The 24,925-nt window shown below is 65.2% G+C and carries 23 protein-coding genes; 18 read left to right on the top strand and 5 right to left on the bottom strand.

Annotated features, from left to right (window positions below):
* Nucleotides 1-128 precede the first annotated feature (128 nt).
* Both gor and Q0319_RS09920 read left to right on the top strand, forming a co-directional pair.
* Entirely contained in the window at nt 129-1,484 is a 1,356-nt protein-coding gene (gene gor, locus Q0319_RS09925) for a glutathione-disulfide reductase (protein ID WP_296466960.1), read from the top strand.
* A 10-nt stretch (nt 1,485-1,494) separates the two neighbouring features.
* Nucleotides 1,495-2,340 carry a 3-keto-5-aminohexanoate cleavage protein gene (locus Q0319_RS09920; protein ID WP_299452063.1) on the top strand — a complete coding sequence of 282 codons (846 nt, stop codon included), beginning with the start codon at nt 1,495-1,497 and terminating at the stop codon, nt 2,338-2,340.
* 31 nt (nt 2,341-2,371) lie between these two features.
* Here the strand turns inward: Q0319_RS09920 and Q0319_RS09915 are convergent, their stop codons facing one another.
* From Q0319_RS09915 to Q0319_RS09905, 3 genes are read right to left on the bottom strand one after another with little or no spacing between them, the layout of a single operon-like run.
* A complete protein-coding gene (locus Q0319_RS09915; RefSeq protein WP_296466955.1) occupies nt 2,372-3,334 on the bottom strand; it encodes a tripartite tricarboxylate transporter substrate binding protein in 963 nt (320 codons plus the stop codon).
* Nucleotides 3,335-3,385: 51 nt separating this feature from the next.
* Complete coding sequence (locus Q0319_RS09910; RefSeq protein ID WP_299452060.1) at nt 3,386-4,267, bottom strand: amidohydrolase family protein; 882 nt, start codon at nt 4,265-4,267, stop codon at nt 3,386-3,388.
* A gap of 16 nt (nt 4,268-4,283) precedes the next feature.
* Entirely contained in the window at nt 4,284-4,727 is a 444-nt protein-coding gene (locus Q0319_RS09905; protein ID WP_296466949.1) for a carboxymuconolactone decarboxylase family protein, read from the bottom strand.
* A 143-nt stretch (nt 4,728-4,870) separates the two neighbouring features.
* Between Q0319_RS09905 and Q0319_RS09900 the strand changes: the two genes are divergently transcribed.
* Nucleotides 4,871-5,620: a GntR family transcriptional regulator gene (locus tag Q0319_RS09900; RefSeq protein WP_296466946.1), complete on the top strand. Its 750-nt coding sequence runs from the start codon at nt 4,871-4,873 to the stop codon at nt 5,618-5,620.
* On the opposite strand, the gene Q0319_RS09895 is transcribed toward Q0319_RS09900, so the two are convergent.
* Both Q0319_RS09895 and Q0319_RS09890 read right to left on the bottom strand, forming a co-directional pair.
* Complete coding sequence (locus tag Q0319_RS09895) at nt 5,582-6,385, bottom strand: IclR family transcriptional regulator (RefSeq protein WP_296466943.1); 804 nt, start codon at nt 6,383-6,385, stop codon at nt 5,582-5,584. The two genes, Q0319_RS09900 and Q0319_RS09895, sit on opposite strands and share 39 nt — an antisense overlap.
* A 5-nt stretch (nt 6,386-6,390) precedes the next feature.
* Nucleotides 6,391-7,518, bottom strand: coding sequence for an FAD-dependent monooxygenase (locus tag Q0319_RS09890; protein WP_296466886.1), 1,128 nt, complete (start codon nt 7,516-7,518; stop codon nt 6,391-6,393).
* 353 nt (nt 7,519-7,871) lie between these two features.
* Between Q0319_RS09890 and Q0319_RS09885 the strand changes: the two genes are divergently transcribed.
* From Q0319_RS09885 to Q0319_RS09815, 15 genes are all read left to right on the top strand, one after another.
* Complete coding sequence (locus Q0319_RS09885; RefSeq protein ID WP_299452056.1) at nt 7,872-9,707, top strand: DUF2207 domain-containing protein; 1,836 nt, start codon at nt 7,872-7,874, stop codon at nt 9,705-9,707.
* 26 nt (nt 9,708-9,733) lie between these two features.
* Entirely contained in the window at nt 9,734-10,507 is a 774-nt protein-coding gene (gene map, locus Q0319_RS09880) for a type I methionyl aminopeptidase (protein ID WP_296466880.1), read from the top strand.
* Nucleotides 10,508-10,540: 33 nt separating this feature from the next.
* The gene (folC, locus tag Q0319_RS09875; RefSeq protein ID WP_299452053.1) at nt 10,541-11,866 is read left to right on the top strand and encodes a bifunctional tetrahydrofolate synthase/dihydrofolate synthase; all 1,326 of its coding nucleotides are present in this window, start codon (nt 10,541-10,543) and stop codon (nt 11,864-11,866) included.
* A 57-nt stretch (nt 11,867-11,923) separates the two neighbouring features.
* Entirely contained in the window at nt 11,924-12,679 is a 756-nt protein-coding gene (locus Q0319_RS09870) for an SPOR domain-containing protein (RefSeq protein ID WP_296466874.1), read from the top strand.
* Nucleotides 12,676-13,164: a CvpA family protein gene (locus Q0319_RS09865; protein WP_296466871.1), complete on the top strand. Its 489-nt coding sequence runs from the start codon at nt 12,676-12,678 to the stop codon at nt 13,162-13,164. Before Q0319_RS09870 ends, Q0319_RS09865 begins: the two co-directional genes overlap by 4 nt.
* Before the next feature lie 26 nt (nt 13,165-13,190).
* Nucleotides 13,191-14,708: an amidophosphoribosyltransferase gene (purF, locus tag Q0319_RS09860; protein ID WP_296466868.1), complete on the top strand. Its 1,518-nt coding sequence runs from the start codon at nt 13,191-13,193 to the stop codon at nt 14,706-14,708.
* A gap of 302 nt (nt 14,709-15,010) precedes the next feature.
* Nucleotides 15,011-16,741 (top strand): nitrite/sulfite reductase, encoded by a 1,731-nt coding sequence (locus tag Q0319_RS09855; RefSeq protein ID WP_299452049.1) that lies wholly within the window; start codon nt 15,011-15,013, stop codon nt 16,739-16,741.
* On the top strand, nt 16,734-17,246 hold the full coding sequence (locus tag Q0319_RS09850; protein ID WP_296470122.1) for a DUF934 domain-containing protein: 513 nt from the start codon (nt 16,734-16,736) through the stop codon (nt 17,244-17,246). The genes Q0319_RS09855 and Q0319_RS09850 overlap by 8 nt, the downstream gene beginning before the upstream one ends.
* A gap of 58 nt (nt 17,247-17,304) precedes the next feature.
* Nucleotides 17,305-18,069 carry a uroporphyrinogen-III C-methyltransferase gene (cobA, locus tag Q0319_RS09845; RefSeq protein ID WP_296470120.1) on the top strand — a complete coding sequence of 255 codons (765 nt, stop codon included), beginning with the start codon at nt 17,305-17,307 and terminating at the stop codon, nt 18,067-18,069.
* Nucleotides 18,070-18,093: 24 nt separating this feature from the next.
* Nucleotides 18,094-18,798: a MarC family protein gene (locus Q0319_RS09840; protein ID WP_296470118.1), complete on the top strand. Its 705-nt coding sequence runs from the start codon at nt 18,094-18,096 to the stop codon at nt 18,796-18,798.
* 18 nt (nt 18,799-18,816) lie between these two features.
* Complete coding sequence (locus tag Q0319_RS09835) at nt 18,817-19,332, top strand: disulfide bond formation protein B (RefSeq protein WP_299452044.1); 516 nt, start codon at nt 18,817-18,819, stop codon at nt 19,330-19,332.
* 18 nt (nt 19,333-19,350) lie between these two features.
* Nucleotides 19,351-20,481 (top strand): enoyl-CoA hydratase/isomerase family protein, encoded by a 1,131-nt coding sequence (locus Q0319_RS09830; protein ID WP_299452041.1) that lies wholly within the window; start codon nt 19,351-19,353, stop codon nt 20,479-20,481.
* Nucleotides 20,482-20,655: 174 nt separating this feature from the next.
* Nucleotides 20,656-21,501 carry a p-hydroxycinnamoyl CoA hydratase/lyase gene (locus Q0319_RS09825; RefSeq protein WP_299452038.1) on the top strand — a complete coding sequence of 282 codons (846 nt, stop codon included), beginning with the start codon at nt 20,656-20,658 and terminating at the stop codon, nt 21,499-21,501.
* 17 nt (nt 21,502-21,518) lie between these two features.
* A complete protein-coding gene (locus tag Q0319_RS09820; RefSeq protein WP_299452035.1) occupies nt 21,519-23,621 on the top strand; it encodes an acetate--CoA ligase family protein in 2,103 nt (700 codons plus the stop codon).
* Nucleotides 23,622-23,636: 15 nt separating this feature from the next.
* Nucleotides 23,637-24,800 (top strand): acyl-CoA dehydrogenase family protein, encoded by a 1,164-nt coding sequence (locus Q0319_RS09815; RefSeq protein ID WP_296464647.1) that lies wholly within the window; start codon nt 23,637-23,639, stop codon nt 24,798-24,800.
* The last annotated feature ends 125 nt before the right edge of the window (nt 24,801-24,925 follow it).

Here is a 24,925-nt window from a genome sequence, read left to right as displayed (position 1 = left end):
GGCACATCCAAGGGCGGAAAGTCGGTCGAGTCTAACCCAAGCGCGAGCGAGAATGCCGGCAGCGATCGCCTCGCGGCGTTATCATCCATGCCCATGTATCGATGACTCAGTTGCCGGGGACGTGCCTCATGCCAGCCTTCGACTATGACCTTATCACCATTGGAGCCGGATCGGGCGGCGTGGCCGGTTCGCGCCGCGCGGCCTCGTACGGCGCGCGCGTGGCAATCTGCGAAGCCGACCGCGTGGGCGGCACGTGCGTCATTCGCGGCTGCGTGCCAAAAAAACTGCTGATGTACGGCACGCAGTTCGCCGAGGCGTTCGAGGATGCCGCGGGCTATGGCTGGAGCATCGAGGGCGCGAGCCTGGATTGGGGCGCCTTGGTGGCGGCCAAGGACCGCGAGATCGACAGGCTCGAGGGCGTGTACCGGCGCATGTTGGATCAGGCCGGGGTCACCCTGCTCGAAGGCCGGGCCACGCTGGTGGATCCGCATACCGTGGAGATTGGCGGGCGGCGCTATACGGCCGAGCGCATCCTGATCGCCACCGGCGGCCATGCGGTGTTGCCCGAGATCCCGGGCATCGAGCTGGCGATTACGTCCAATGAGGCATTGTCGCTCGCCCAACGGCCCGATGACGTCCTCATCGTTGGAGGCGGTTACATCGCCCTCGAGTTTGCCGGCATCTTCCGCGGCGCCGGGGCCAACGTGACTTTGGCCATACGGCGCGACCAGGTGCTGGGAGGATTCGACCACGACGTCCGGGAGGCCGTGGCAAGTGCCCTGCAGCGGCGCGGCATCGTCATCCGCCCGCGCACGCGCGTGGCCAGGCTCGAGCGTCGAGGCCACCGCATTGCTGTGGAGCTGGACGGCGGCGAAGTGTTGGAGGTCGACCAGGTGTTGATGGCGACCGGGCGTGCGCCCAATACCCGCGGGCTCGGGCTCGAAGCCTGCGGCGTAGAGCTAGGGGAGAACGGGGCCATCAAGGTCGACGCTTCATCCCAGACCAACGTGCCGGGCATTTATGCAGTCGGCGACGTGACCGATCGCCTGAACCTGACGCCTTGGGCCATCGCAGAGGCGAGGGCCTTGGCCGAGACGCTGTATAACGCCAACCCCATGCGGGCGGATGCGGAAAACGTACCGGCCGCGGTATTCAGCCAGCCGCCCGTTGCGACGGTCGGCCTGACGGAGGAGCAGGCCCGGGAGCGCTATGGCAAGGTGCGCGTTTATCGCTCGCGTTTCCGGCCGATGAAGAACACCGTGAGCGGCCGGGATGAACAGACCATGATGAAGCTAGTGGTGGACGACGCCAGCGACCGCGTGCTGGGATGCCACATGGTCGGGCCCGATGGGCCCGAGATCATCCAGGGCTTGGCCATCGCATTGAAATGCGGTGCGACCAAGCGACAATTCGACCAGACCATAGGGCTGCATCCGACGGCAGCCGAGGAGTTCGTCACCATGCGCGAACCGGTTGGAGCCTAAGGGGAATACCATGCAAGGAGCAGCACCTGCAGAGCTCGATGCCCCACTGATTTTGACCGTGGCGCCCAATGGTGCCTATAAGAAAACGTCTGATCATCCTGCCGTGCCCGTCACGCCCGGCCAGCTGGCCGAGACGGCGAAGCAATGCCTGGATGCGGGCGCCGCCATGCTGCACATGCACGTGCGCAAGGCCGATCAGTCGCACAGCCTGGAGCCGGACACATACTTGGCGGCCACGCGAGCGGTCAGGCAGGCGGTCGGCAACGAACTCGTGATCCAGATCACGACCGAGGCGGCCGGGGTGTACGCCCCCGACGAACAGGTAGCCGCCGTCATGGCGGTCAAGCCCGAGGCCGTATCGGTCGGGCTGCGCGAGATTGCCCTGGGGCCGCAGGCCGATGCGCGCGTCGAGTCGCTGTTTTCGTGGCTGGCTCGGGAACGCGTGATGACCCAGGTGATCTTGTACGACGTAGGCGACGTGGAGCGCTGGATGAATTACCGGCGCCGTGGCGTGGTACCGGATGCCCCCTGGTTCATATTGTTCGTCCTGGGGCGCTACAGCGCCGGACAGGTTTCGTCGCCGACGGATCTCCTGCCTTTCCTCGAAGCCTACGACCACGCGTATCCGTGGGCCATGTGTGCGTTCGGCCGCCACGAGCACGCGTGTGCAGCGGCCGCCGCGGCGCTGGGCGGCCATGTTCGGGTTGGGTTCGAGAACAATCTCTATCTGCGCGACGGCTCCACGGCGCCTGATAACGCGGCGCTCGTGCGGCAAGTTGCCGAGGTGGCGGCCGCGCTGGGGCGGCCCCTGGCGACGGCCGCGCAGGTCCGCGCCCGGTTCCACGGAAGGGAGTAGCCGGGCCGGGATATCGTCGATGCGGTGCGGATCAGTCGAGTTTGATGCCCGCCGCCTGGACGATTTTTCCCCATTTGGCCGTTTCGGCGTCCCGGTAGCGTGCAAAGTCGGCTGGCGTGCCACCCAGGGGCTGGGTGCCCGATTTCGCGAGTTCCTCTTTGTATTCCGCGCTGGCGAGAACCTTGTTGATCGTCTTGTTCAGCAAATCGACCGTTGCCTCGGGCGTTCCGGCCGGCGCGACCAGGCCGAACCACGCTTCCGAAGCGAATCCGGGCAAGGTTTCGGAGACGGAGGGCAGATCCTCCATGCCTTTCACCCGCTTTGGCGACGCGACGCCCAAGCCGTGCATTTTGCCAGCCTTGACGTAGGGCAGGGTACTCGGCGAGTTGTCGAACATGACTTGCACCACGCCTGCCATCAAGTCGGTCGCCGCAGGCGCGCTACCCCGATACGGGATGTGCTGGATGTTGATGCCTGCCTGGGTCTTGAGCAGCTCCATCGTGAGGTGGCTGGTCGTGCCGTTGCCTTGTGATCCGTAGGAAAGCTTATTCGGGTTCTTTCGCGCGTAGTCGATGAGTTCGGCGACGGTCTTGAACGGGGCCGACGGGTTCGCCACGAGCATGATGGGCACGGCCGCCAGGAGCGCGACGGGCGCGAAGCTCGTCACCGGGTCGTACCCAGGATTCTTGTAAAGATGTTGGTTGATGCTAAGGGGGCCGGCAGTGGACAGCAGCAGCGTGTAGCCATCGGGCTGGGCACGCGCCACGCTTTGCGCGCCTACGTTGCCACCTGCTCCCGGACGGTTTTCGACGATCACCGTTTGTTTCAGCTCCGCGCCGACGCGGGCCGCCAGCGTCCGCGCAATGATGTCGGTAGTGCCCCCGGGCGGGAAAGGCACGACGAAGGTGATGGGCTTTTCAGGATAGGCCGCATGCGCGCAGGCCGAGGCGGCGACTAGGGCAAGAGCGGTAAGCGCGCGTGGATGGAAATTCATGTGTAGTCTCCAGGGTATGTCGTGATCGATGATGTGAGGGCAGGCGTCGGGTCACTCGGGCAGATCGGCCGGGGTGAACCCATAAAGCGTCACCGGGTTGTCCACCAGCATTTGCCGGCGCTGCTCTGAGTCGGGTACCCACAGGGGGATGAGGTCCACGAGGTCTCCGTCGTTGGGCATGGGGCCGGTGTGTATGGGGTGCGGCCAGTTGCTTCCCCAGATCATGCGATCCGGCCGCGCTTGCACGACGCGGTGGATCATGGGGAGCATGTCCTCGTGGGGGTAGGGTTTGCTCGACAGGCGATACAGGCTCGCCAGTTTGATCCAGCAGCGGTCTGTCTCGAGCAGCGACATGACCGTGGCGAATGCGGCCGATTCGATGCCTTCGTCGGCGCGGATGCGCGCAAGGTGATCCAGTACGTAGTGGCATCTGAGGCGCCGCAAACGGTCGGCCACAGCAACCAGCTCTTCGGAGCGATGGAAATGGAGGAGCAGGTGCCATCCCATTTCTTCGGCCTCGGCAGCCAGTGCTTCGAGCTGGTTGAAGCCCACGCCGCCCGACACGACCGTGGACATGCGGAAACCGCGCACGCCTTTCTGGTGCAGGGCTTCGCGTTCACGCAAGGGAGTACCGGGCGGCAGCACGGCAATGCCCTTGATGCGCGGACCCAGTTTCTCGAGGGCGTCCAGCATGGCGGAGTTATCCGTGCCATGCGCGCCGCCTTGGACCAGGACACCTCGGTCGAAGCCCAAGGTGGCAAGCAAATCCCGGTATTGATCGACGGTGCAGTCCTCGGGGGTGTAGCTGCGCTCCGGCGAAAAAGGAAAGCGCTCCCGCGGGCCGAAAATGTGCGCATGGCAATCGCATGCGCCCCGCGGGACGGCAAAGGATGGCTTGCGGGTCGCCCGGTCAGGGCCTTGGCAAGGTTGCATGGCGGTCTCCTCCCAGTCAGTCTTGAGCGGACAGTTCCCGTTCGCGCTCTGCGATGCGTATGAGCATTTCCGCGCCGCGATTGGCGGCTGACACCCCCCGGAAAACGTAGGCCAGGTTCACCACCGATTGCAGCTCCTGCCAAGTCGCGCCGGCCCGGCGGGCGGCGACGCCATGGATGATGGCTGCGTCGCTCAATTCGACGACCAGCATGCCGAAGATCAGCAATTGGACTTGCTTTTCGTCGAAGACCGAGGACTCCAGGGCATGTGCGCGGACTTTTTCTTGGAGGTCGACCATGACGGGGTCCAGCGCACCGGTGACGTCTAGGCGTGCCTCGACACGGGGGGGAAGGAACCCTGCCATTTCCCGGTAGCTTTGCGCGCGCTGTTCCTTGCTGGCCTGCGGGTCGGCGTAGGGGCCGAACGTATCTTGGACAAATTGAGGATCGGGTCGGGCCATCTCATCTCCTTATCGATCATGCAATAGTAATCGATTATTTTTGAAAACTCACGTTTTTAGGATAAATCGATTATTTGGGGGAGACGGCGTGGAACCGGCTAGAATGTGAACTGCACTTCGCTCCTTTTCTGTTTGAGTTCAGCATGACCACACTCCTTGATACGACACCCGCCAGCGGTCCGACCTTGTCAACGACTTTGGTTGAAGCGCTGCGCAATGCGATTCTGGGAGGGGAGTTGTTGCCGGGCAGCAAGCTGCGCCTGGACGAATTGCGGGAACACTACGACGTCAGCCTGAGTCCGCTGCGGGAAGCATTGACCCGATTGGTCTCTGACGGCCTTGTCGTGACGACCGACAAGAAGGGTTATCGGGTCGCGCCAGTGTCGGCGGACGACTTCCGCCAGGTCACGGCTTTGCGGTTGAACCTCGAAGTGATGGCGCTCGCCGAGTCGATCAAGCGGGGCGACGAAAAGTGGGAAGATGCCCTGGTGGCGACGTATCACCGCTTGAGCCGACTGGAGGCCGTCGACCGCAGCGGCGACAAGTTGCCTGCTTGGGAGCGGGCTCACCGGGCCTTTCACATCACGCTATTCTCGGCTTGCGGGATGCCGTTGTTGCTGCGCTTTTGCAATACCTTGCATGACCTCGGGGATCGCTACCGGCGTTTGTTCTTGGCGACGAACTCGCCAGACCGCAATGTGCCAGCCGAACACGAGGCGATTTTTAATGCGGCGCTCGACCGCGACGCCGAGCGTGCATGCGAGATCCTGCGCCAGCACTTGTCGCGTACGGGGGCCAATCTCTTGAGCGTGTTGCCCGAGGCCGGTACGCCGTCCGGGCAGGCAACCCGGCGCTCAACCCGCCGGCGGGTAAGTCCGGCAGCCCAGCAATGAAGACAGGTCGCGCGCAGCTTCGATGACGACCCGTTCCGCAAGCGCGCGGGAGTCCTCGCCTGCGCCGAGCGCATTTTCCGGGCCGGCGACGCTGATGGCGGCGGTGACATCGCCGAGCGGACCGAACACCGGTGCGGCACAGGAGTTGATGCCCTGCTCGAAGCCGGAAAAGCTCCAGGCGCAGATGCGCTCCCGGTCAGCCGTGATTTGGGCTTTCAGCTTGCGGGCATCGGCGGCGGCAAGCGGTTCACCGGACAGGAGGACCTCGAGCGCGGCCTTCGGTTGCCAAGCCAGCAAGACACGGCCCGGGGTCGTCAGGTGCGCGGCCACCCGGCTGCCCACCTTGATGTTGCTCACCAGGCCTGCTTCGGGCATGTCACGCAACATGTAGACGACATGGCCGCCGTCGAGCGTCGCCAAGTAAGCCGAGGCGTTCAACCGCGAGCGAACGGTCGACAGCACGCGTCGGCCGAGATCGAGCATGTCGTTGGCCGCCGTCGCGGCCGTGGCCAGCTTGAGGAAGGCCAGGCCGATGCGGTGGCCTCCCTGGGGAAGGGGCTCGAGCACGCCTTCATGCTCGAGCGTGGCGATCAGCCGCATGACGGTCACCCGGTTGACGTCGATGGAGCGTCCGACCTCGCTCAAATTCGACGTGCTGCCGCCTTCGACGACATAGCGCAGCAGGCGGAACGCCCGCTGCACGGGAGAAACCAATTGGGTCTTGGCGGGAGTTTCGTCGTCGAGCGCTTCGGCGGTACGGGGCATGGGGATCAGGCCAGGGGGACACCCCAGGCATTGTATTCGTAGACCCAATCGGCATTTCCGCCTTCCTTGAGCCAGTTGTTGCTGCGCGAACCGATCTGGATCTTCGCCGTGCGGTCGAGGCGGGCCGCTTCGTACCGCTTCAGGGCTGCGGCTGGATCGTCCGGCGTATGCGCGAGCTGGCGAGCGAGGACGACCGCGTCTTCAATCGCCATGCCGGCGCCTTGCGCCATGAAGGGCATCATCGGGTGGCAGGCGTCGCCCAGGAGCGTAATGTTGCCGCGGGACCAGGAGGGCAGCGGGTCGCGGACGTACAAGGCAGACTTCAGCACCTCGTCGCAGGCATCGAGCAGCGCGCGTGCTTCGGGATGGAAGTTCGCGTAAGAGGCACGCAGCTCGTCGACGCTGCCGGGCATGGTCCAAGATTCGTGGCGCCAGCTGTCTTGCGGGATGGTGGCGAAGATGAAAATGTCGCGCCCACGGTTGAGCGGGAAAGTGACGATCTGCGTATCGAGGTTGGGCCCCCACCATTTGGTGAACGCGCCGAGGTTGGGCAGCCCTTCCAATTTCGATGCGGGAACGACAGCCCGGTAGGCGACGACGCCGGTGAACTCCGGATACTCGTCCCCCAGCAGGTATTTGCGAACGGTGGAATGGATGCCGTCGGCTCCGACCAGCACATCGACCCGCTGGGAGGTCCCATCTTCGAAGTGGACGGTAATGCCGTCTGCGCCTTCTTCTATGCGCGTGGTGCGTTTGCCCAGGTAGATGGTGTCGGCCGGCACCGCTTGTTCGAGCGCGGACAAGAGGTCCGCGCGGTGCATGGTGAGCTGGGGCGCGCCGTAGCGTTTCTCTGCGGCTTCCGACATTTCCAGGCGCGAGGTTTCCTCACCCGTATCCCAGGTGCGGCTGATGCGATGGGTGGGGCGTGCAGCGGTCTTGCGCAATTCATCCCCCACGCCGAGGCCGTCCAGGGCAAGCACGGCGTTGGGCGTGAGGTTGATGTCTGCGCCCACGCGCGCAAAGCGCGGCGCCTGCTCGAAAACCACGGATTCCAGGCCGAGCTTGCGCAAAGCGATCGCCGCCGCCAATCCGCCTATGCCTGCGCCACTGATACCGATGAGGGGCGATGCCATGGGAATACTCCTGAAGGATGTATGTACAAAAATGAACAAGTAGTTCAAAAAATTCTATTGATGGATTCCGTAGCTGTCAATGGGGTGTGCGCGCCGTGCCCTGTCTGGGCCGACGGCGACGCGGCGGAAACCTTGGGGACGGATCTGCAAACAAGTGAGCTCTTGCGCTTTGGGCGGCCGTGGCCGGTGGTACAGTCCTGCCAAAACAGCAGGGTTGGTGTCATGTCTGGAAGCAGGCCAATTTCGTGGGGGCATTTTTTGTTTTGCTTTTTCATCCATGCCGGGCTGTTGCACGCGGTGGGCGCCGGCGGGAAGCTGGGCAGCGACGCGTTCAGCCGCATGGGAGGCCGCGCATGAGGATTTGGCTCTCGGCGCTTTGCTGGCTGTTCTTGGCCGTGGGGCAGGCGTGGGCCGACGAGCGCATTCTCGAGTTCTTCAGCGACATCAAGGTCGAGCAGGACGGCGATTTGCTGGTTACCGAGAATCTGCGCGTGCGCTCCATCGGCAAGCAGATACGGTACGGCTTGCAGCGGGATTTCGCGCAGCTCTACCGGCGGGCAGATGGCAGTTGGATCAACGCGAGGCTAGATGTCGTGTCGGTGAGGCGGGACGGGCGCCCCGAGTCGTTTGCCGTCTCTCGCCTCAAAGACGGCGTGCGCATCGCGACGGGGCGCCAGGATGTGGTGTTCCGGCCCGGGGAATACCAATATACGCTGACCTATCGGGTGACGCGCCAGCTGCAGGCAGCGGGCGGGCAGGACCGCCTCGCCTGGGATGCCACGGGCGGGGCCTGGAACCTGCCCATCGACAAGGTGCGCGTGCGCGTCGTCCTGCCGGAAGAGGCTCCCATCGAAGACGCGAAGGTGGCGGGAGAGGGCGGGGGCAGCCCGGGCGAGCTCGTGGAGCGGGAGCCGGGCCGCGCAGTGTTCGTGTCTACCCGCGGACTGGCTCCCGGCGAGAACATGGCCGTCGAATTGGCTTGGCCGGCCGGGTTCGTCCAGCGGCCTGGCCCGGTCCGCGCCTGGTGGCACGGCGTCCAGGACCGGGCCGAGATCTGGGCGGCCGCGCTGGGCGCGGTGCTGATCTTGCTCTACTACGGGGCAACGTGGCTGCGGGTCGGAGCCCGGGTGCGGCGCAACCAGGCGCCGGTTTCCGAACCTCCGGAAGGCCTTTCCGCGCCGGCGCTGCGCTATGTGTACCGCAAGGAGTATGACCGCTGGGCTTTCTTGTCGGGGATGATGGAATTGCTGGCGCGCCGCTCGGTCAGGCTGCGCGTCCAGGAGGATGGCCGCTACCTAGAGCGCCTCTCCAACCAGGCCGGCGGCGATGCCCGGCAGGACGGGCTGCTCCACGGCATGCTCAGTCGATTCTTTTCGGGCGGGCGCAGCCTGCTGCGGCTGGACGGTCTCTACCGTCATTGCTATGACGAGGCACAAGACGCGCAGCGCAAGCGCCTGGAGGAAACTTACGGACGCGTCCTTTTCTACAAGGCCGACGGCTGGGCACGCAAGGCGTTCTATCTCTGGTTGCTCCTGGCTGCCGGCCTCGTGGGGTTGGCGCTCGTGCGCGAGGGTAGCCTGCTTGCATGGGAGGCGTGGAGCATGCTCGTGCCGTTGCCGGCGGTGCCCGCGTTGTTCGCCGTGCAGGCGCAATGGCGCTCTGGCGCCACGAGCTTTCCAAGCAGGTTGGTCCTGGGCGCATTGGCGGTAGCGTGCTTGGTCGCTGGCGTGGTGCTGATCCACAGGCACGCGGAGTCATGGCCCCTGCTGTTCGTGGGCCTCACGCCGCTCGTGCTCCTTGCCGTGGTGTGCATGGGTGCAGCGGGGCTGCAAGGCTATACCGACCAAGGTCGCGCGCTGCGCGCACAAGTGGATGGTTTCCGGCAGTTCTTGGCGCATCCTGAGCCAGCCTCCGACACCCTGGCCCCGGACGCCGTGCTTGCCCGGTACGAGCGCTACTTGCCCTATGCGCTTGCCTTGGACGTGGAGCGCCGTTGGTCGGCCGCGCATGCGCAGGCGCACTCGGCGACCCCGGCGACGCTTGCCGACATGCAGGCTCGGTACGGTGGTTCGCTCGACGTGTTGGTCCGTCCGCATCGTGTCATGGCCTCGCTCGATCGATGGGCGGCGACGGCCGTGCGTGGGGCGGGAGGCGTGCAGGGCGGGGAAACCGCCGGTGGGCGGCGCTAAAATCGAACAAACATGGAGTCTTCCGCATGGCCATTACGATCAAGTCCCCGCAAGAAATCGAAGCAATGCGCGTTGCGGGCGCCATGGCGGCCGAGGTCCTCGAGATGATAGGTGAGTACGTGCAGCCCGGCGTCTCTACTGAAGAACTGGACCGCCGCTGCTACGAATACATCACCAAGGTGCAAAAAGCGATCCCGGCCAACGTCGGCTACCACGGGTTTCCCAAGACGCTGTGCACCTCCATCAACAATGTCGTCTGCCATGGCATCCCCAAGCCCCAGGATGTGCTGCGCGAGGGCGACATCGTCAACATCGACGTGACGGTCATCAAGGACGGCTGGCACGGCGACACCAGCAGGATGTATTTCGTCGGCAAGCCTTCCCCCGAGGCCGAGCGCCTCGTCAACGTGACGTTGGAGAGCATGATGCGCGGCATCGCCGCGGTCAGGCCCGGCGCCACGCTGGGCGACGTGGGGGCCGCGATACAGGCCTATGCGGAAGATGCCGGTTTCTCGGTGGTGCGCGATTTCTGCGGCCACGGCATCGGCCGCAAGTACCACGAGGCGCCGCAGGTCCTGCATTACGGCAAGCCCGGAACCGGACTGCGCCTCAAGAAAGGAATGGTGTTTACCATCGAGCCCATGCTCAACGCCGGCCGCCATGAAGTCAGGGTCTTGGACGACGACTGGACCGTGGTGACCGTGGACGGCTCGCTCTCGGCCCAGTGGGAGCACATGGTCGCCGTGACCGACGACGGCTACGACATTCTCACCGCGTGGCCGGGCAAGAGCGTTCTATAGTTACGCTTTTGCTTTTCCGGTCCTTCCCTCCTCATGTCGTCTCCTTCCCCCGTCTCCCGTCCCAACGCGCAAAGCCCGCTCGCGCAATGGCTGGCTTATCTCGAATCCATCCATGCCCGCCCCATCGACATGGGGCTGGAACGGGTGCGGGCCGTGGCCGATCGCCTCGGCCTGAAGCTCGACGCGGTCACCATCGTCGTCGGCGGCACCAATGGCAAGGGATCGACCTGCGCCATGCTCGAGGCCATGCTGCTGGCGGCGGGCTATCGCGTCGGGCTGTATACCTCCCCGCACCTGCTCGATTTCAACGAGCGCGCGCGCATCAATGGCGAGCCCGCGAGCGACGCGGCGTTGGCCGAGCAGTTCGCTGCGGTGGACGAGGCGCGCGGGGAGGTCTCGCTGACCTATTTCGAGCTCACGACCCTTGCCATCCTTCGGTTGTTCGCCGGTGCCGGCCTCGACGCGGTCATCCTCGAAGTCGGCCTGGGAGGGCGCCTCGATGCCGTGAACGTCGTGGATGCCGATTGCGCCATCGTGACGAGCGTGGACTTGGACCACGTCGAGTGGCTGGGCGATGACCGGGAGAAGATCGGCTGGGAAAAGGCCCACATCTACCGGCCCGGCAAGCCGGCCATCTGCGCCGACCCGGTGCCACCGCAATCGCTGATCGATTATGCCGAGAGCATAGGCGCCGACCTCTGGCGCTTCGGGCGCGATTACAACTATGCGGGCGACAAGCAGCAGTGGAGTTATGGCGGTCGCGCCCAGCGGCGCAATGCGTTGGCCTATCCGGCCCTGCGTGGCGCAAACCAGCTTCTCAACGCCTCGGCGGCGCTCGCTGCGCTCGAGGCGCTGCGCGACCGCTTGCCGGTGCCCCAGCAGGCCGTGCGGCTCGGACTGCTGCAGGTGCAGCTGCCAGGGCGTTTCCAGATCCTGCCTGGCCGGCCGACGGTGATCCTGGACGTGGCCCACAATCCTCATGCCGCGGCGGTACTCGCCCAGAATCTCGACAACATGGGCTTTTTTCCCTACACCTACGCGGTGTTCGGGATGCTGGGCGACAAAGACGTCGATGGCGTCATCGCCAAGCTCGGCGGACGCGTCGACCATTGGCTGTGCGCCGGCTTGCCGGGGCCGCGCGGCTTGGGCGGGGAAGAGCTCGCAGCGCGTTTGCGCGCGCTCGGGGTCAAGGAAGACAAGGAGTCGTCCATCCAAGTCCATGCCGATCCGGCCGCGGCTTTTGCCGCAGCGCAAGAGAGGGCGGGAGAGGGTGATAGAATCTTGGTCTTCGGATCTTTCCTTACCGTGGCGGGTGTGCTGGCATCCATGCGCACGGCCAAGGCTGCCCACGCGGGCTGAGCCCGGCCTTGCAGGCGCTACCCGAGGCACCGCCGCGTGTTTTAGCCGGACGTATCAATGGGATTGCTCGAGCGCAAGAAAAAGGCGGCCTCCACGACGGCCAAGTCCAGCCGCGCCGGTTATGCAGCCGGCGGCGAATCGCAGGATCCCGCACAGGAAGCGCGCCGGCGTGCGCGGCGCCGGCTGGTCGGCGCCATCGCGCTGGTCTTGGCAGCGGTAGTCGTGCTGCCCATGGTGCTCGATTCCGAGCCGCCCCTGTTGCCCGACGATATCCCCATCCAGATTCCCGACCGGCATGCCGCCCCGGAAGTGGCCAAGGCGCCCGAGCCGGAGCCGCCCGCCGAGGAAAAGCCGGCCGCGCCTGTGCCCGCCGCCCCCGTACCCGCTAAGCCCGAGCCCGCCAAGCCGGCGCCGCAACCTGAACCTCCAAAGCCGGCGCCTGTCCAACCTGAGCCGCCCAAGCCGGCGGCGAGTGCGCCCACGCGTCCGTCGCAGAGCGATGCCGCCCGGGCCGAGGCGGCGCGTGCCCGCGCTTTGCTGGAGGGTGGGGCCCTGGCCGAGGCGGCACCCAAGTCTGAAAGCAAGGGCGGCTTTGCCGTGCAGATCGCGGCGTTTTCCACCGAGGAGCGCGCCAACGACATGCGCGACCGGTTGAGCGCCGCGGGCATCAAGAGCTTTACCGAGCGCGTCCGGACCAGCAAGGGTGACGTGTTCCGCGTCCGGGTCGGTCCGTTCGCCACGCGCGAGGCTGCCGATGCAGCGCGGGCGCGCATCACGTCGGCAGGCTTTAGTAGTTCCATCGTGCCGCTGTGACCCATTTCGACTACGGCGTCTTGCTGATACTTGGGGCGTCGGTGGTAATCGGCCTCTTTCGCGGATTCGTCAAAGAGGTGCTGTCCCTGATCGCATACGTCGCGGCGTTCGTTGGCGCCGTGCGCTACGGTCCCGCCGCGTACGACTGGCTGGCGGGCTTGGTCGAGAATTCGGGCCTGCGGGCAGTGGTTGCCTATGCAGGCGTGTTCATCGCGGTGCTCCTCGCGGTAGGTGTCGTCAATCTTGCGTTGGGAATGCTGATCAAGGCGACGGGGCTGTCCCTCGCCGACCGCGGCATGGGTGCGTTGTTCGGCCTGGTGCGCGGCGTGGTCATCGTGCTGGTTCTGGTGGTTGCAGCGGGGTTTACGCCTTTGCCCAAGGAGTCGTGGTGGACCGAGGCGGTCTTGTCGCCGTACGCCGAAGAGGGTGCGCGTGCGGTCAAGCCGTACCTGCCGGAACAGTTTGCGGACTGGATCCGCTATTAAGTTTGTGCTGCTGAAAAGAGGCTCTCATGTGTGGAATCGTCGGTGTCGTCTCGGGCGCACCGGTTAATCAGTTGCTCTACGACAGCCTGCTGCTGTTGCAGCATCGCGGTCAAGATGCGGCGGGCATAGCCACGTCGCAGGGCAATACGTTCAATATGTTCAAGGCGCATGGCCTGGTGCGGGACGTCTTCCGCACGCGCAACATGCGTGCGCTGCCCGGCAATTCGGGCATCGGCCAAGTCCGCTATCCGACCGCCGGCTCAAGCTCCAGCGCGGAAGAGGCCCAGCCCTTCTACGTCAATGCGCCATTCGGCATTACGTTTGCCCACAACGGCAATCTGACGAACTGGGAGTCGCTGCGCGAGGAACTGTTCCGCGTCGATCGCCGGCACATGAACACGAACTCCGATTCCGAGGTGCTGCTCAACGTGCTGGCGCACGAGCTGCATCGTTCGTCCACCGGGGTGTCGCTGGACGAAGACGCCATTTTCAAGGCGGTCGCGGCCGTTCATCGCCGCGTGCGGGGGGCCTACGCGGTGGTGGCCGAGATTGCCGGATACGGCATGCTGGCGTTCCGCGATCCGTTCGGCATCCGGCCGTTGTGCCTCGGCAAGCTCGAGACCGACTCCGGCGTCGAGTGGATGATCGCTTCCGAGTCGGTCGCCCTGGAGGGCATGGGCTTCAAGCTCGAGCGCGACGTGGCGCCGGGAGAGGCCATCTTCATCGACCGCGACGGCCGGATGTCGTCGCGCCAGTGCGCCGACAACCCGCAGCTGAGCCCGTGCATTTTCGAGTATGTCTACTTCGCCCGTCCGGACTCGCTGATGGATGGCGTCTCGGTGTACGGTGCCCGGCTTCGCATGGGCGAGTACCTTGCGGACAAAGTCGCCCGCAACCTGCGCCTGGGCGAGGTGGACGTGGTCATGCCCATCCCGGACTCGGCCCGTCCCGCCGCGATGCAGCTGGCCGCGCGACTGAACCTCGATTACCGCGAAGGCTTCATCAAGAACCGCTACGTCGGCCGGACCTTCATCATGCCCGGCCAGGCGGTGCGCAAGAAATCGGTCCGCCAAAAGCTCAACGCCATGAGCGAGGAATTCAAAGGCAAGAACGTCCTCATCGTCGACGACTCCATCGTCCGCGGCACGACCAGCGGCGAGATCGTCGAGATGGCCCGGGCGGCCGGCGCCAACAAGGTGTTCTTTGCTTCTGCCGCGCCACCCGTGCGTTTCCCCAACGTGTACGGCATCGACATGCCCACGCGCAGCGAGCTGATCGCACATGGACGCACGGATGAGGAAATCGCGCGCGTGATCGGCGCCGATGCGCTGGTCTACCAAGACCTCTCCGCCATGCGGCAGGCCGTAACCGACATGAATCCCAACCTCACCCAGTTCGAAACCTCGTGCTTCGATGGTCACTACATTACTGGCGATGTGACGCCTGAGTACCTGGACCACATCGAGCACGTGCGCAACAACCGCGACAAAGTGGCGCCGGGGGGCTTGCAGGTCAATCTGGGATACGCCCCGAACGACGTTTGACCGAAGAGTCTGGTGTGAACGTTGGTGCGAAGGCGCGCATCGTCAGGTGCGCGCTTTTTTTCGGCCTGTCGGTAATCCTGGCCAGGCATCACAGCCGGGCGTCGAATATAAGCGCTTGTTTTGCTGTCGCGCGCTTCTTAGACAAATTCCGATATATGCACATTACGAACCGGTCGTTTTAATCATCACGCGGTATTTGTAAGCTGCGGTCTGGGCGTGTCCTAAGCGCATACCTACGCCCGCCGCCGGCAGAGCGCCGGCCTCCGCCTTCCGCCATCCGGCCACCTCTAGAGGCTTGCTGCATGTATCAGTATCAACCCATCGACCAACTGCTGGTCGATCAGCGCGTCGCGCAGTTTCGTGACCAGACGCGGCGCTTCCTGAACGGGCAATTGAGCGAGGACGAATTCCGCACGCTGCGGCTGCAAAACGGCTTATATATCCAGCGGCACGCGCCCATGCTGCGCATCGCCATTCCCTATGGCATGCTGGCGTCCCGCCAGCTGCGCACCTTGGCCTATATCGCGCGCAAATGGGACCGCGGGTATGGCCATTTCACTACCCGGCAGAACATTCAGTTCAACTGGCCGCGCCTGGAGGACGTGCCAGACATCCTGGCGGAACTGGCGAAGGTGCAGATGCATGCCATCCAGACGAGCGGCAACGACATCCGCAATACGACGACGGACCAGTTCGCGGGCATCGCACCTGACGAAATCGTCAATCCGCTGGTCTGGTGCGAATTGATACGCCAATGGTCCACGTTTCATCCTGAGTTTGCTTTCCTGCCGCGCAAGTTCAAGATCGCGGTCAGCGGCGCGGTGACGGATCGGGCCGCAGTAGGGGTCCACGACATCGGACTGCAGGCCGTCGAGCAAGACGGCGAAGTCGGCTTCCGCGTCTGGGTCGGCGGTGGCCTGGGCCGCACGCCGCTCGTGGGGCATTTGGTCAATCCCTTCGTCCCCTGGCAGCATCTGTTGACCTACCTCCAGGCCATTTTGCGCGTCTATAACCTCTACGGACGGCGCGACAACAAATACAAGGCGCGCATCAAGATTCTGGTCAAAGACTTGACGCCCCAAGGGTTCGCCGAGGAAGTCGAGCGCGAATGGAAAGCGATCAAGGACGGTCCGGAGACGCTGACGGCCGAGCAGGTGCAAGCCATTGCCGAGCGCTTCACGGTCACGCCTTACGAAGCGGATCCGGGGCCAGACGTTTCCGCCGAATACGCGAGCCGCGACCCGCGGTTCGCACGTTGGCTGCGCCGCAATACGCACCCGCACAAGGTGCCGGGCTATGCGGCCGTGACCCTATCGCTCAAGCGCACGGGGGTTCCTCCTGGCGACATTACCGCGGACCAGATGGATGCGGTCGCAGACCTCGCCGATCGCTACAGTTTTGGCGAAATGCGCGTGACGCACGAACAAAACCTAGTCTTCGCCGACGTCTCGCGCAGCCAGCTCTACGACTTGTGGAAAGCGCTCGACGAGCTCGGCCTGGCGACACCCAACGTCGGGCTGCTGACCGACATCATCGCGTGCCCGGGCGGAGACTTCTGCGCACTCGCGAACGCTGTCTCCATTCCCGTGGCCGAGGCCATTCAACGTCGCTTCGACGACCTCGACTACCTGTATGAGATCGGCGAGCTGGACCTGAACATTTCGGGTTGCATCAACTCCTGCGGGCACCACCATGTCGGGCACATCGGCATCCTCGGGGTGGACAAGGCAGGGCAGGAGTGGTACCAGGTGACGCTCGGCGGCCGCCAGAGTGGTTCCGCCAAGCCTTTGCCGGACATCGAATCGACGCGGGGAGGCGGCGCGGCGATCGGGCGGGTCATCGGCCCCTCGTTCGCGCGAGAGGAGGTGGCGGATGTCGTCGCCAAGCTGGTGGAAACCTACCTCACGCTGCGCGACAGCGAAGAAGAGCGCTTCATCGATGTCGTGGAGCGGGTGGGCATCGAACCGTTCAAGGAACGGGTGTATGCCGAGCGCAAGGCGGCCAAGGCCGTTGCGGAGGTGGCCCATGCCTGATTCCAAGACGCCCACGCTCATTCGCCATGGCCGGCTGGAGGTCGACACCTGGCAGCGCTTCGAGCCGACGGAAGGGCAGCCGCTGCCGCCGGAGGCCGGCGATTGGCTCGTGCCGCTTTCGGTCTGGCAAGCCGCTTCCGCCCAGTTGCGCGAACGCGCCCGGCCGGTTGGGGTGCTGCTCGGCCCGGCTGATGATCCGGCTGCGCTGGCCGACGGCGGCCGCATCGATTCCCGCGGGTTGGCGCTGATCGCGATCGATTTCCCGGCCTATACCGACGGCCGGGGATATTCCATCGCCTACCTGCTTCGTACGCGCTACGGGTGGACGGGCGAGCTGCGGGCGGTCGGCGACGTCATGATCGACACCGTTTATTACCAGGCGCGTTCGGGGTTCGACAGCTTCGCCGTCAAGCCGGGGCATGATCCGCAAGCGGCCCTCCAGGCGCTTGCGACGTTCTCGGCAGCCTACCAGAAAAGCTATCCGCTTCCAGAGGCTGTCGCATGAAGGGTACCCCCGCGATCCGCCCCAGCGTAGCGGGCCGCCTGGAGCGGTGGAGCTGACGATGGGCAAGGTATACCTGGTGGGCGCGGGCCCCGGTGCCGCAGACCTGCTGACGTTGCGGGCGGCCCGCATCCTCGCGCAGGCCGACGTCGTCTTCCACGACGCCCTGGTCGATGAAGAGGTGCTGGCCTTGGCCCCTCAGGCCCGGCAGGTCGCCGTGGGCAAGCGGTGCGGCCGGCTCTCCACGGCCCAGCACTTCATCAACAAGCAACTGGTCGATGCCGCACGACGCCATGCCTGTGTCGTCCGCCTCAAAGGCGGGGATCCGATGCTGTTCGGCAGGGCGCAGGAAGAAATCTCCGCCCTGGCCGAAGCCGGCATCGAGGTGGAGGCCGTTCCGGGCATCAGCGCCGCCTTCGGGGCGAGCGCCTCCGTGGGCATTTCGCTTACGCGGCGAGGGTTGAGCCGCAGCGTCGTATTCCTGACGCCATCGGTGGGACAGGGAGAGCCCGGCCATGCCTGGGCCGACGCCGCGCGTGGGGCCGATACGGTGGTTTTGTACATGGCGAGCCGCCAGGCCGAGGCCATCGTCGCCGGCCTGGCAGCGGCCGGAGTGCCGGGAAGCCGGCCCGCCGTGCTGGTCGAGAACGCCAGCCTGCCTGGCGAACGCATTTTGCCGACGACGGTGGCCAGGTTGCCCGAGGCGGCCCGCCAATTGGGCGGCGGGCCGGCGCTGATCCTAGTTGGCGACGTGTATGCGGAGCTGATCGCCCAAGCCCCGCCATGGCGCCTTGAGGATGCGCCGCGGCGAAACGCTGCGGCCTGAAGTCATTTCCCATACACTTCGATCATGTTGATCGAAGCTTATGGGCTGGCGCTGGGCAAGAGCTTTCTTTTCGCCCTGGCAACTTTGGTCCCCATCTTGAATCCCACGGCCACGGCGCCGATCTTTTTGTCCCTGACAGAGGGCGCAACCCCGGGCGTGCGGGAGGTCTTGGCGCGCAAGATCGCACGCAACGTGTTCATGCTGCTGCTCGCCGCCATGCTCATCGGCTCCGTGGTGCTGGATTTCTTCGGTATTTCGCTTGCCATCGTGCGGGTCGGAGGCGGCCTGCTGGTCGTGGCGAGCGCCTGGAGGCTGCTCAATTCCAGCGACGGGGACGCCGAGCGTTCCGCGCGCATGGCCGAAGGCTTTACCGCCGAAATGGCCAATCGCCGCGTCTTCTATCCCCTGACTTTTCCCATCGCCTGCGGCCCCGGTTCGATCGCAGCGGCCATTACGGTCGGCGCCAGCCTGCACGATCCAACCTCGATCGCCATGAGCGCCACCGGCATCGTCGGCGCTGTGTTCGGACTGGCGCTGGTGGCCGCGTCGGTGTTGCTGTGCTTTAGGTATGCACCGCAGCTACTGCGTCTGCTGGGAGACTCGGGAACGGCCGTTTTCCTGCGGCTTTCCGCGTTCATCCTGTTGTGCCTGGGCGTGCAGATCGTATGGGAAGGCGCTTCGGAATTGATGTTGGGTCTGCTGCGCCAGGCTGAGTTACGTCTACCTTGAGGAAGCTTCGCGTCATCCATGAGAACATTGTCCGTTGATCGACTGCTCGCCTTCGTCGCCGTCGCCGGTTTGGCGGCAGTCGCCGTCGCCTTGGTGTCGCAACACGTTTTCGATATGCAGCCTTGCGCCTGGTGCGTCCTGCAGCGCGTGATTTATTTGGCCGCCGCGTTGGCGTCGCTCGTAGGCCTGGCCTTGCGCAGGATTGCGGCGGCGCAGAAGGTATGTGCCGGAATCGCGTCTGTGCTGGCGCTGGGCGGCCTGGCTGCCGCGGGGTACCAGCACAACGTGGCCTCGCAGTCGCTCAGTTGCGCGCAGACGTTTGCCGATCGCTTCATGACCGCTTCCGGCCTGGAGGCGGCCTGGCCCTCCGTGTTCGGGATTTACGCCACTTGCGCGGACGCCGCCGTGGAATTGCTGGGCGTGCGCTATGAAGTGTGGAGCGGATTGCTGTTCGCCGTGCTGGCGGCGGCTGGGGTGGCGGCCCTGTTCATGCGCCGGGGCGCGCACGCGCAGGCGGCAGGCACGGTTTCCTGATTTCCCGCGCGCACGGCCATGAGCTTCGCACCGGCTACCGTTCGATTCCAGGAAGTCGCCGCCACCGGCGGGTGGCGCATCGGCATTGCCACGCTCGACGCGCCGGCCACGCTCAATGCTTTGTCCCTCCAGATGGTCGATGCACTGTCGGAGCGATTGAAGGCATGGGCGGTCGATCCCACCGTGGCAATCGTGGTGCTGGAGGCCGAGGGCAGGGCATTGTGCGCCGGGGGCGATCTGCAAAGCGTGTATCGCGAAATGCAGGCATGGGACGGCCAGGGCATCCCCGCCAACATCGCCCGCTTTTTCGAGCGGGAGTATGCGCTCGATTACCTCATCCACACGTACCCCAAGCCTTTCCTGTGCTGGGGCAACGGCATCGTGATGGGAGGCGGGATGGGCCTGATGATAGGCGCCAGCCACCGGGTGGTGACCGAAACCTCGCGCCTGGCCATGCCCGAGATCGCCATCGGCCTCTTTCCCGACGTAGGCATGTCCTGGGCCATGGGCCGGATGCCGGGAAAAACGGGGCGCTTCCTCGCCTTGACCGGCGCCTCGATTCATGCCGCGGACGCCTTGTATGTCGGCTGGGCCGACTACCACATCCCGCAGGCGCGCAAGCCGCAGGTGTTTCGCGACCTGGCCGGGCAAGCGTGGAGCGGCGATCGCCGGCGGGACGACTCGCTGCTGCATGAGGTCCTGGACTCCTGCCGATGCCTACCGGAGCCGGCTTCTGGGCCCTTACGCCTCAACCTCGACCTCATTGCCGAGCTATGCCGGGCGCCGGCGCTCGATGACGTCTTGGCTGCCATTTTGCGCTACGACGGCGAGGATTCCTGGCTCCAGGGCGCGAAGGCGAGCCTGGCGGCCGGGGCGCCCAGCACGGCGCGCCTGGCCTGGGAATTGCAGCACCGGGCGCGCCACCTGTCGCTGGCACAGGTGTTCGCGATGGAGTACCGGGCCGCTATCTGGTGCTGTACCCGTGGAGATTTCCGGGAAGGCATCCGCGCTCTGCTGATCGACAAAGACAAATGCCCGGCCTGGAAGCAGGCGCACGGCGCGGACGTCGGTCCAGCCTGGGTGGATGCCGTGTTCCGGGAGATGGAAGCCATCGGCGTGCCGCCGTCCCTGCTGGCCTTGGGGGCCTGATTCGCTTCGGGGAGCGGGGGCAAGGGCGCCCGCCCCTGGTTCACGTGCCTTTCGCCAAAGGGGCGTACCCCGGGCGCGGCGTTCGCTCACAAAAACAGGTTGATTTATATAAACAAGCTTTATATAGTATGTCTCACGAGATCAGTATCGTTTCAACTCATCGAGGAGACATCTATGACGACCAACAACACCACCTCGCAGGCCAATGCCGATAAGCCGCCCGTCCTCGTCGATTTCGAAGACGGCATCGCCTGGGTCACGCTGAACAGGCCCGAGAAGCGCAACGCGATCAACCCCGGCATCGTCTACAACATGGTGCGCATCCTCGAGGAGCTCGAGTCCGACGACCGCTGCAAAGTGATGGTGCTGACCGGTGCCGGCGACTCGTTCTCGGCGGGGATGGACCTGCGCGAATATTTCCGCGCGACGGACAATGATCCCAAGGAGCGCACGCGTCTTTTCCGCGCCAATGCGCTGTGGCAGTGGCGCCAGCTGCGCTTCTATTCCAAGCCGACCATTGCCATGGTCAACGGCTGGTGCTTTGGCGGCGCATTCACGCCCCTGGTGTCGTGCGACCTGGCCATCGCAGCGGAAGAGGCAACCTTCGGCCTGTCCGAAATCAACTGGGGCATCATCCCGGCGGGCGTCGTGAGCCGGGCGCTCGCCACCCTGGTGCGTGAACGCGAGGCGATGTACTACGTGATGACGGGCGAGACCTTCAACGGTCGCCGCGCGGCCGAAATCGGGTTGGTCAACGAGGCCGTTCCCCTTGCGAAGCTGCGCGAGCGCACCAAAGAGCTGGCCAAGGTCTTGATGCAGAAGAATCCGACCGTCCTGCGCCAGGCCAAGATCGCCCACCGCTATGCCGCCGAAATGACCTGGGAGCAGGCCGGTGACTACCTGATGGCCAAGGTCGACCAGGGTACCTTCCAAGACCCCGAGCGCGGCCGCGAAACCGCGATGAAGCAGTTCCTCGACGAGAAAAAATTCAAGCCCGGACTTGGCCCGTATCAACGCTGATCGATCAGGAAATCCGCATGTCCTCTTTTGCCTTGGACCGCTTGTTGCGGCCCCAGTCCATCGCGGTCGTCGGCGCTTCCCCAGATCCGGCTTCGGTCAGCGGCTTGCTGCTGGCCAACCTGAAGCGCTTCGGCTATGCGGGCCAGTTGCACCTGGTCAGCCGCAGCCGCGACGAAGTCAATGGTATCCGCTGCTTTAAATCCATCGACGAATTGCCGGAAGGCGTCGATGCGGCGGTATTGGTCGTGCCGCAGGCTGCGGTGTGTGAATCCATCGCCGCCTGCGGGCGGCGCGGGGTGGGCGGCGCTGTCGTCTTTGCCTCCGGCTTCGCCGAGCTGGGCGAAGCCGGGAAGGCCGCACAAGACGAGCTCGCCGCAATCGCCCGGCACCATGGCGTCGCCGTGCTGGGCCCCAATTGCCTCGGTTTCATCAACTTCGCGGACGCTGCGCCGCTGACGTTCGAGCCGGTGCGGCCGGTTTCGGCCAAGGGCGGGCCGCGCATCGGCATCGTGGCCCAGAGCGGCGCGATGAATGGCAACCTGCGCCAAGCGTTCCATGGCAGGGGGCTCGGCGTTTCGTTTTCCATCTCGACGGGTAACGAGGCCGTGCTGGGAGCGGAGGATTTCCTGGCGGCGTTGGTCGACGCGCCCGACGTGGATGCATTTGCGGTATTCGTCGAGATGTTGCGCCAGCCGGCCAAGTTCCTGCAGGTGGCCGCGCGGGCCAGGGAGCTGGGCAAGCCGCTGGTGCTGATGCATCCCGGCCGCAGCCAGCGCGCGCGGGAAGCCGCGAAATCCCATACCGGCGCGCTGGCCGGCGACTTCGAAGTCATGCGCACGCTGGTCGAGCGCGAAGGCGTCGTGGTGGTCAACACCATGGACGAACTGTTCGACGTGACGGCGATCCTGGCCAAATACCCCGAGCCGGTGGTGGAGGGGAAGGCTGCCGTGGCGTCCAACTCCGGCGCGCTGCGTGGCGTCTCGCTCGATTTCTGCGAAGACGTCGGCCTGCCGCTGGCGGAGTTCTCGCCCGAGACCATGAACAAATTGTCGGCGATTCTTCCCGACTTCATGGCGCCGGACAACCCGCTCGACTTGACGGCGATGGGCATGCAAAAGCCGGAGATCTTCGGCCAGTCGGCGCAGGCCATCCTGGACGACCCCGGCGTCGGCAGCCTCATCATGCCGCTCATGGGCGGCTCGCCCGAGCAGCAGGTGGCCAAGGCCGATTCGCTGCTGCCCGTGATGCAGAAGTCGCGCAAACCCGTCTGCTTCGTCATCATGGGCGACAGCTCGCCGCTGGGAGAGGAGTTCCTGGCCAAGGTGCGTGAAAGCGGGATGCCGTTCCTGCGCTCTCCCGAGCGGGCGATGCGGGCGATGGCGCACGTCCACCGCTATGGGCAATTGCACGCCGCGGCGGCGGTCCGCGCCCAGGGCGGTGGCCTGCGCCTGCCCGGGCTGGCGTCGGGCCCGATGGCCGAGTACAAGGGCAAAGAGGTACTCCGCAAGCTGGGCATTCCGGTTCCCCAGGGAGGATTGGCGCGCACCCTCGATGAGGCCCTGCAGCGGGCGGCCGAGATTGGCTACCCCGTCGTGCTGAAGGCACAGGCCGACCAGCTCATGCACAAGAGCGACGCCGGCGGCGTGGCCGTCGGGCTGCGCGACGCGGCTGCCCTGGAGGCCGCCTGGCATGCCATGACGGCGGCGGTGGCCAAGCATAGTCCAGGCCTGGAGCTGGATGGCATGCTGGTCGAAGCCATGTCGCGGCCCGGCCTCGAGCTGGTCGTCGGCGGCCGGCGCGACCCGAATTGGGGCGTGGTGATGATGGCTGGCCTGGGCGGGATCTGGATCGAGGCGCTGCACGACGTGCGCCTGCTCGCGCCGGACCTGACTGAAGCACAGATCGCCGCGGAGCTGGGACGGCTCAAGGGAGCCAAGCTGCTTTCGGGGCTGCGTGGAAAGCCGCCCGTGGACGTCGCGGCGGTCGCGCGGGTCGTGCGCCAGCTCGCTGACCTGATGCTCGCCAATCCGGAAATCGCCGAGATCGACGTCAATCCGCTCATCGCCTTGCCGGCGGGAGAGGGTGTGGTCGCGCTCGACGCATTGTTCGTCAATCAATGAATGGAGCGGAATTCCATGTCGGCATTCGATCAGGAAACCTTTCCCCAACTGCTCGACGCCATTGACCGCTTCATCCGCCAGCGGCTGATGCCGCTGGAACGGCAGGTGGAGGAGAACGAGGAGGTCCCCCCCGAGGTCATCGAGGAAATGAAGCAGATGGGCCTCTTCGGCCTGGGCATTCCCGAGGAGTACGGCGGGTGCGAGCTCGATTTGATGCAGGAGCTGCAAGTACAGATGGCGTTCAGCTACACCTCGCCGGCATTCCGGCTGGTGTTCTGGCCCAACGTCGGCATAGGCAGCAAAGGCATCGTGCTTGCTGGGACGGAGGAGCAGAAGCGCAAGTATTTGCCAGGGCTGGCGAGTGGCGAGCTCAGGGCAGCTTTTTGCCTGACCGAGCCCGACGTGGGCTCCGACGCCGCCAACCTGAAAACCCGGGCTGAGCGTGACGGCGACACCTTGGTCATCAACGGCACCAAGCGCTTCATCACCAACGCCACGCGCGCCCACGTCTTCACCGTCATGGCGCGGACGGACCCATCCACCCCCGGCGCGGGCGGGATCAGCGCCATCATCGTCGAACGCGATACCCCGGGGCTGCACATTGGCAAGGCCGAAAAGAAGCTGGGGCAGCGGGGCTCTCCCATCAGCGACGTAATCTTCGAAGACGTCAGGGTGCCGATCTCGAACGTGATCGGGGGCGAGCGCGGGCTCGGGCAGGGCTTCAAGATCGCCATGCAGGTGCTCGACAGCGGCCGCATCAGCGTCGCCGCCTCGGCGGTCGGCATGGCGCGCCGGCTGATCGACGAGGCCGCCCGTTACGCGGTGCAGCGCAAGCAGTTCGGCCAGCCCATCGCCAACTTCCAGCTCATTCAGGCGATGCTGGCCGACTCGGAAACCGAGTATCTGGCGGGGCACTCCCTGGTGATGCAGGCCGCCGAGACCTTGCAGCGCGGAGGCGATGCGCGCTCGCTGGCGGCCGCGGCCAAGTATTTCTGCTCCGAGGCCTTGTCCCGCATCGCCGACAGGGCGCTGCAGATCCACGGCGGATCGGGCTACGTTGCCGAGCATCACGTCGAGCGGCTCTATCGGGACGCACGGGCGCTGCGCATTTACGAGGGCACCAGCCAAGTGCTGCAATTGGTGATCGCCCGGGCCATGTTGAAGCGCTATCAGGACTGATAGAAATTGCTTGTTAACCCATCGCAATTAGGTGTTTCAGCCCAGCGACGGTTTCTTCTACATTAGTGGGCGATTCGCTCAGGCCGGGCAATCCCCGGCCTTTTTGCAATAAGAGAATGGAGACT

Origin of the sequence: uncultured Pigmentiphaga sp., assembly GCF_937950555.1 — a bacterium.
GTDB lineage: Bacteria > Pseudomonadota > Gammaproteobacteria > Burkholderiales > Burkholderiaceae_B > Pigmentiphaga.
Note: the sequence above shows the minus strand (reverse complement) of the source record. Positions and strands in the feature narration are given on the sequence as shown.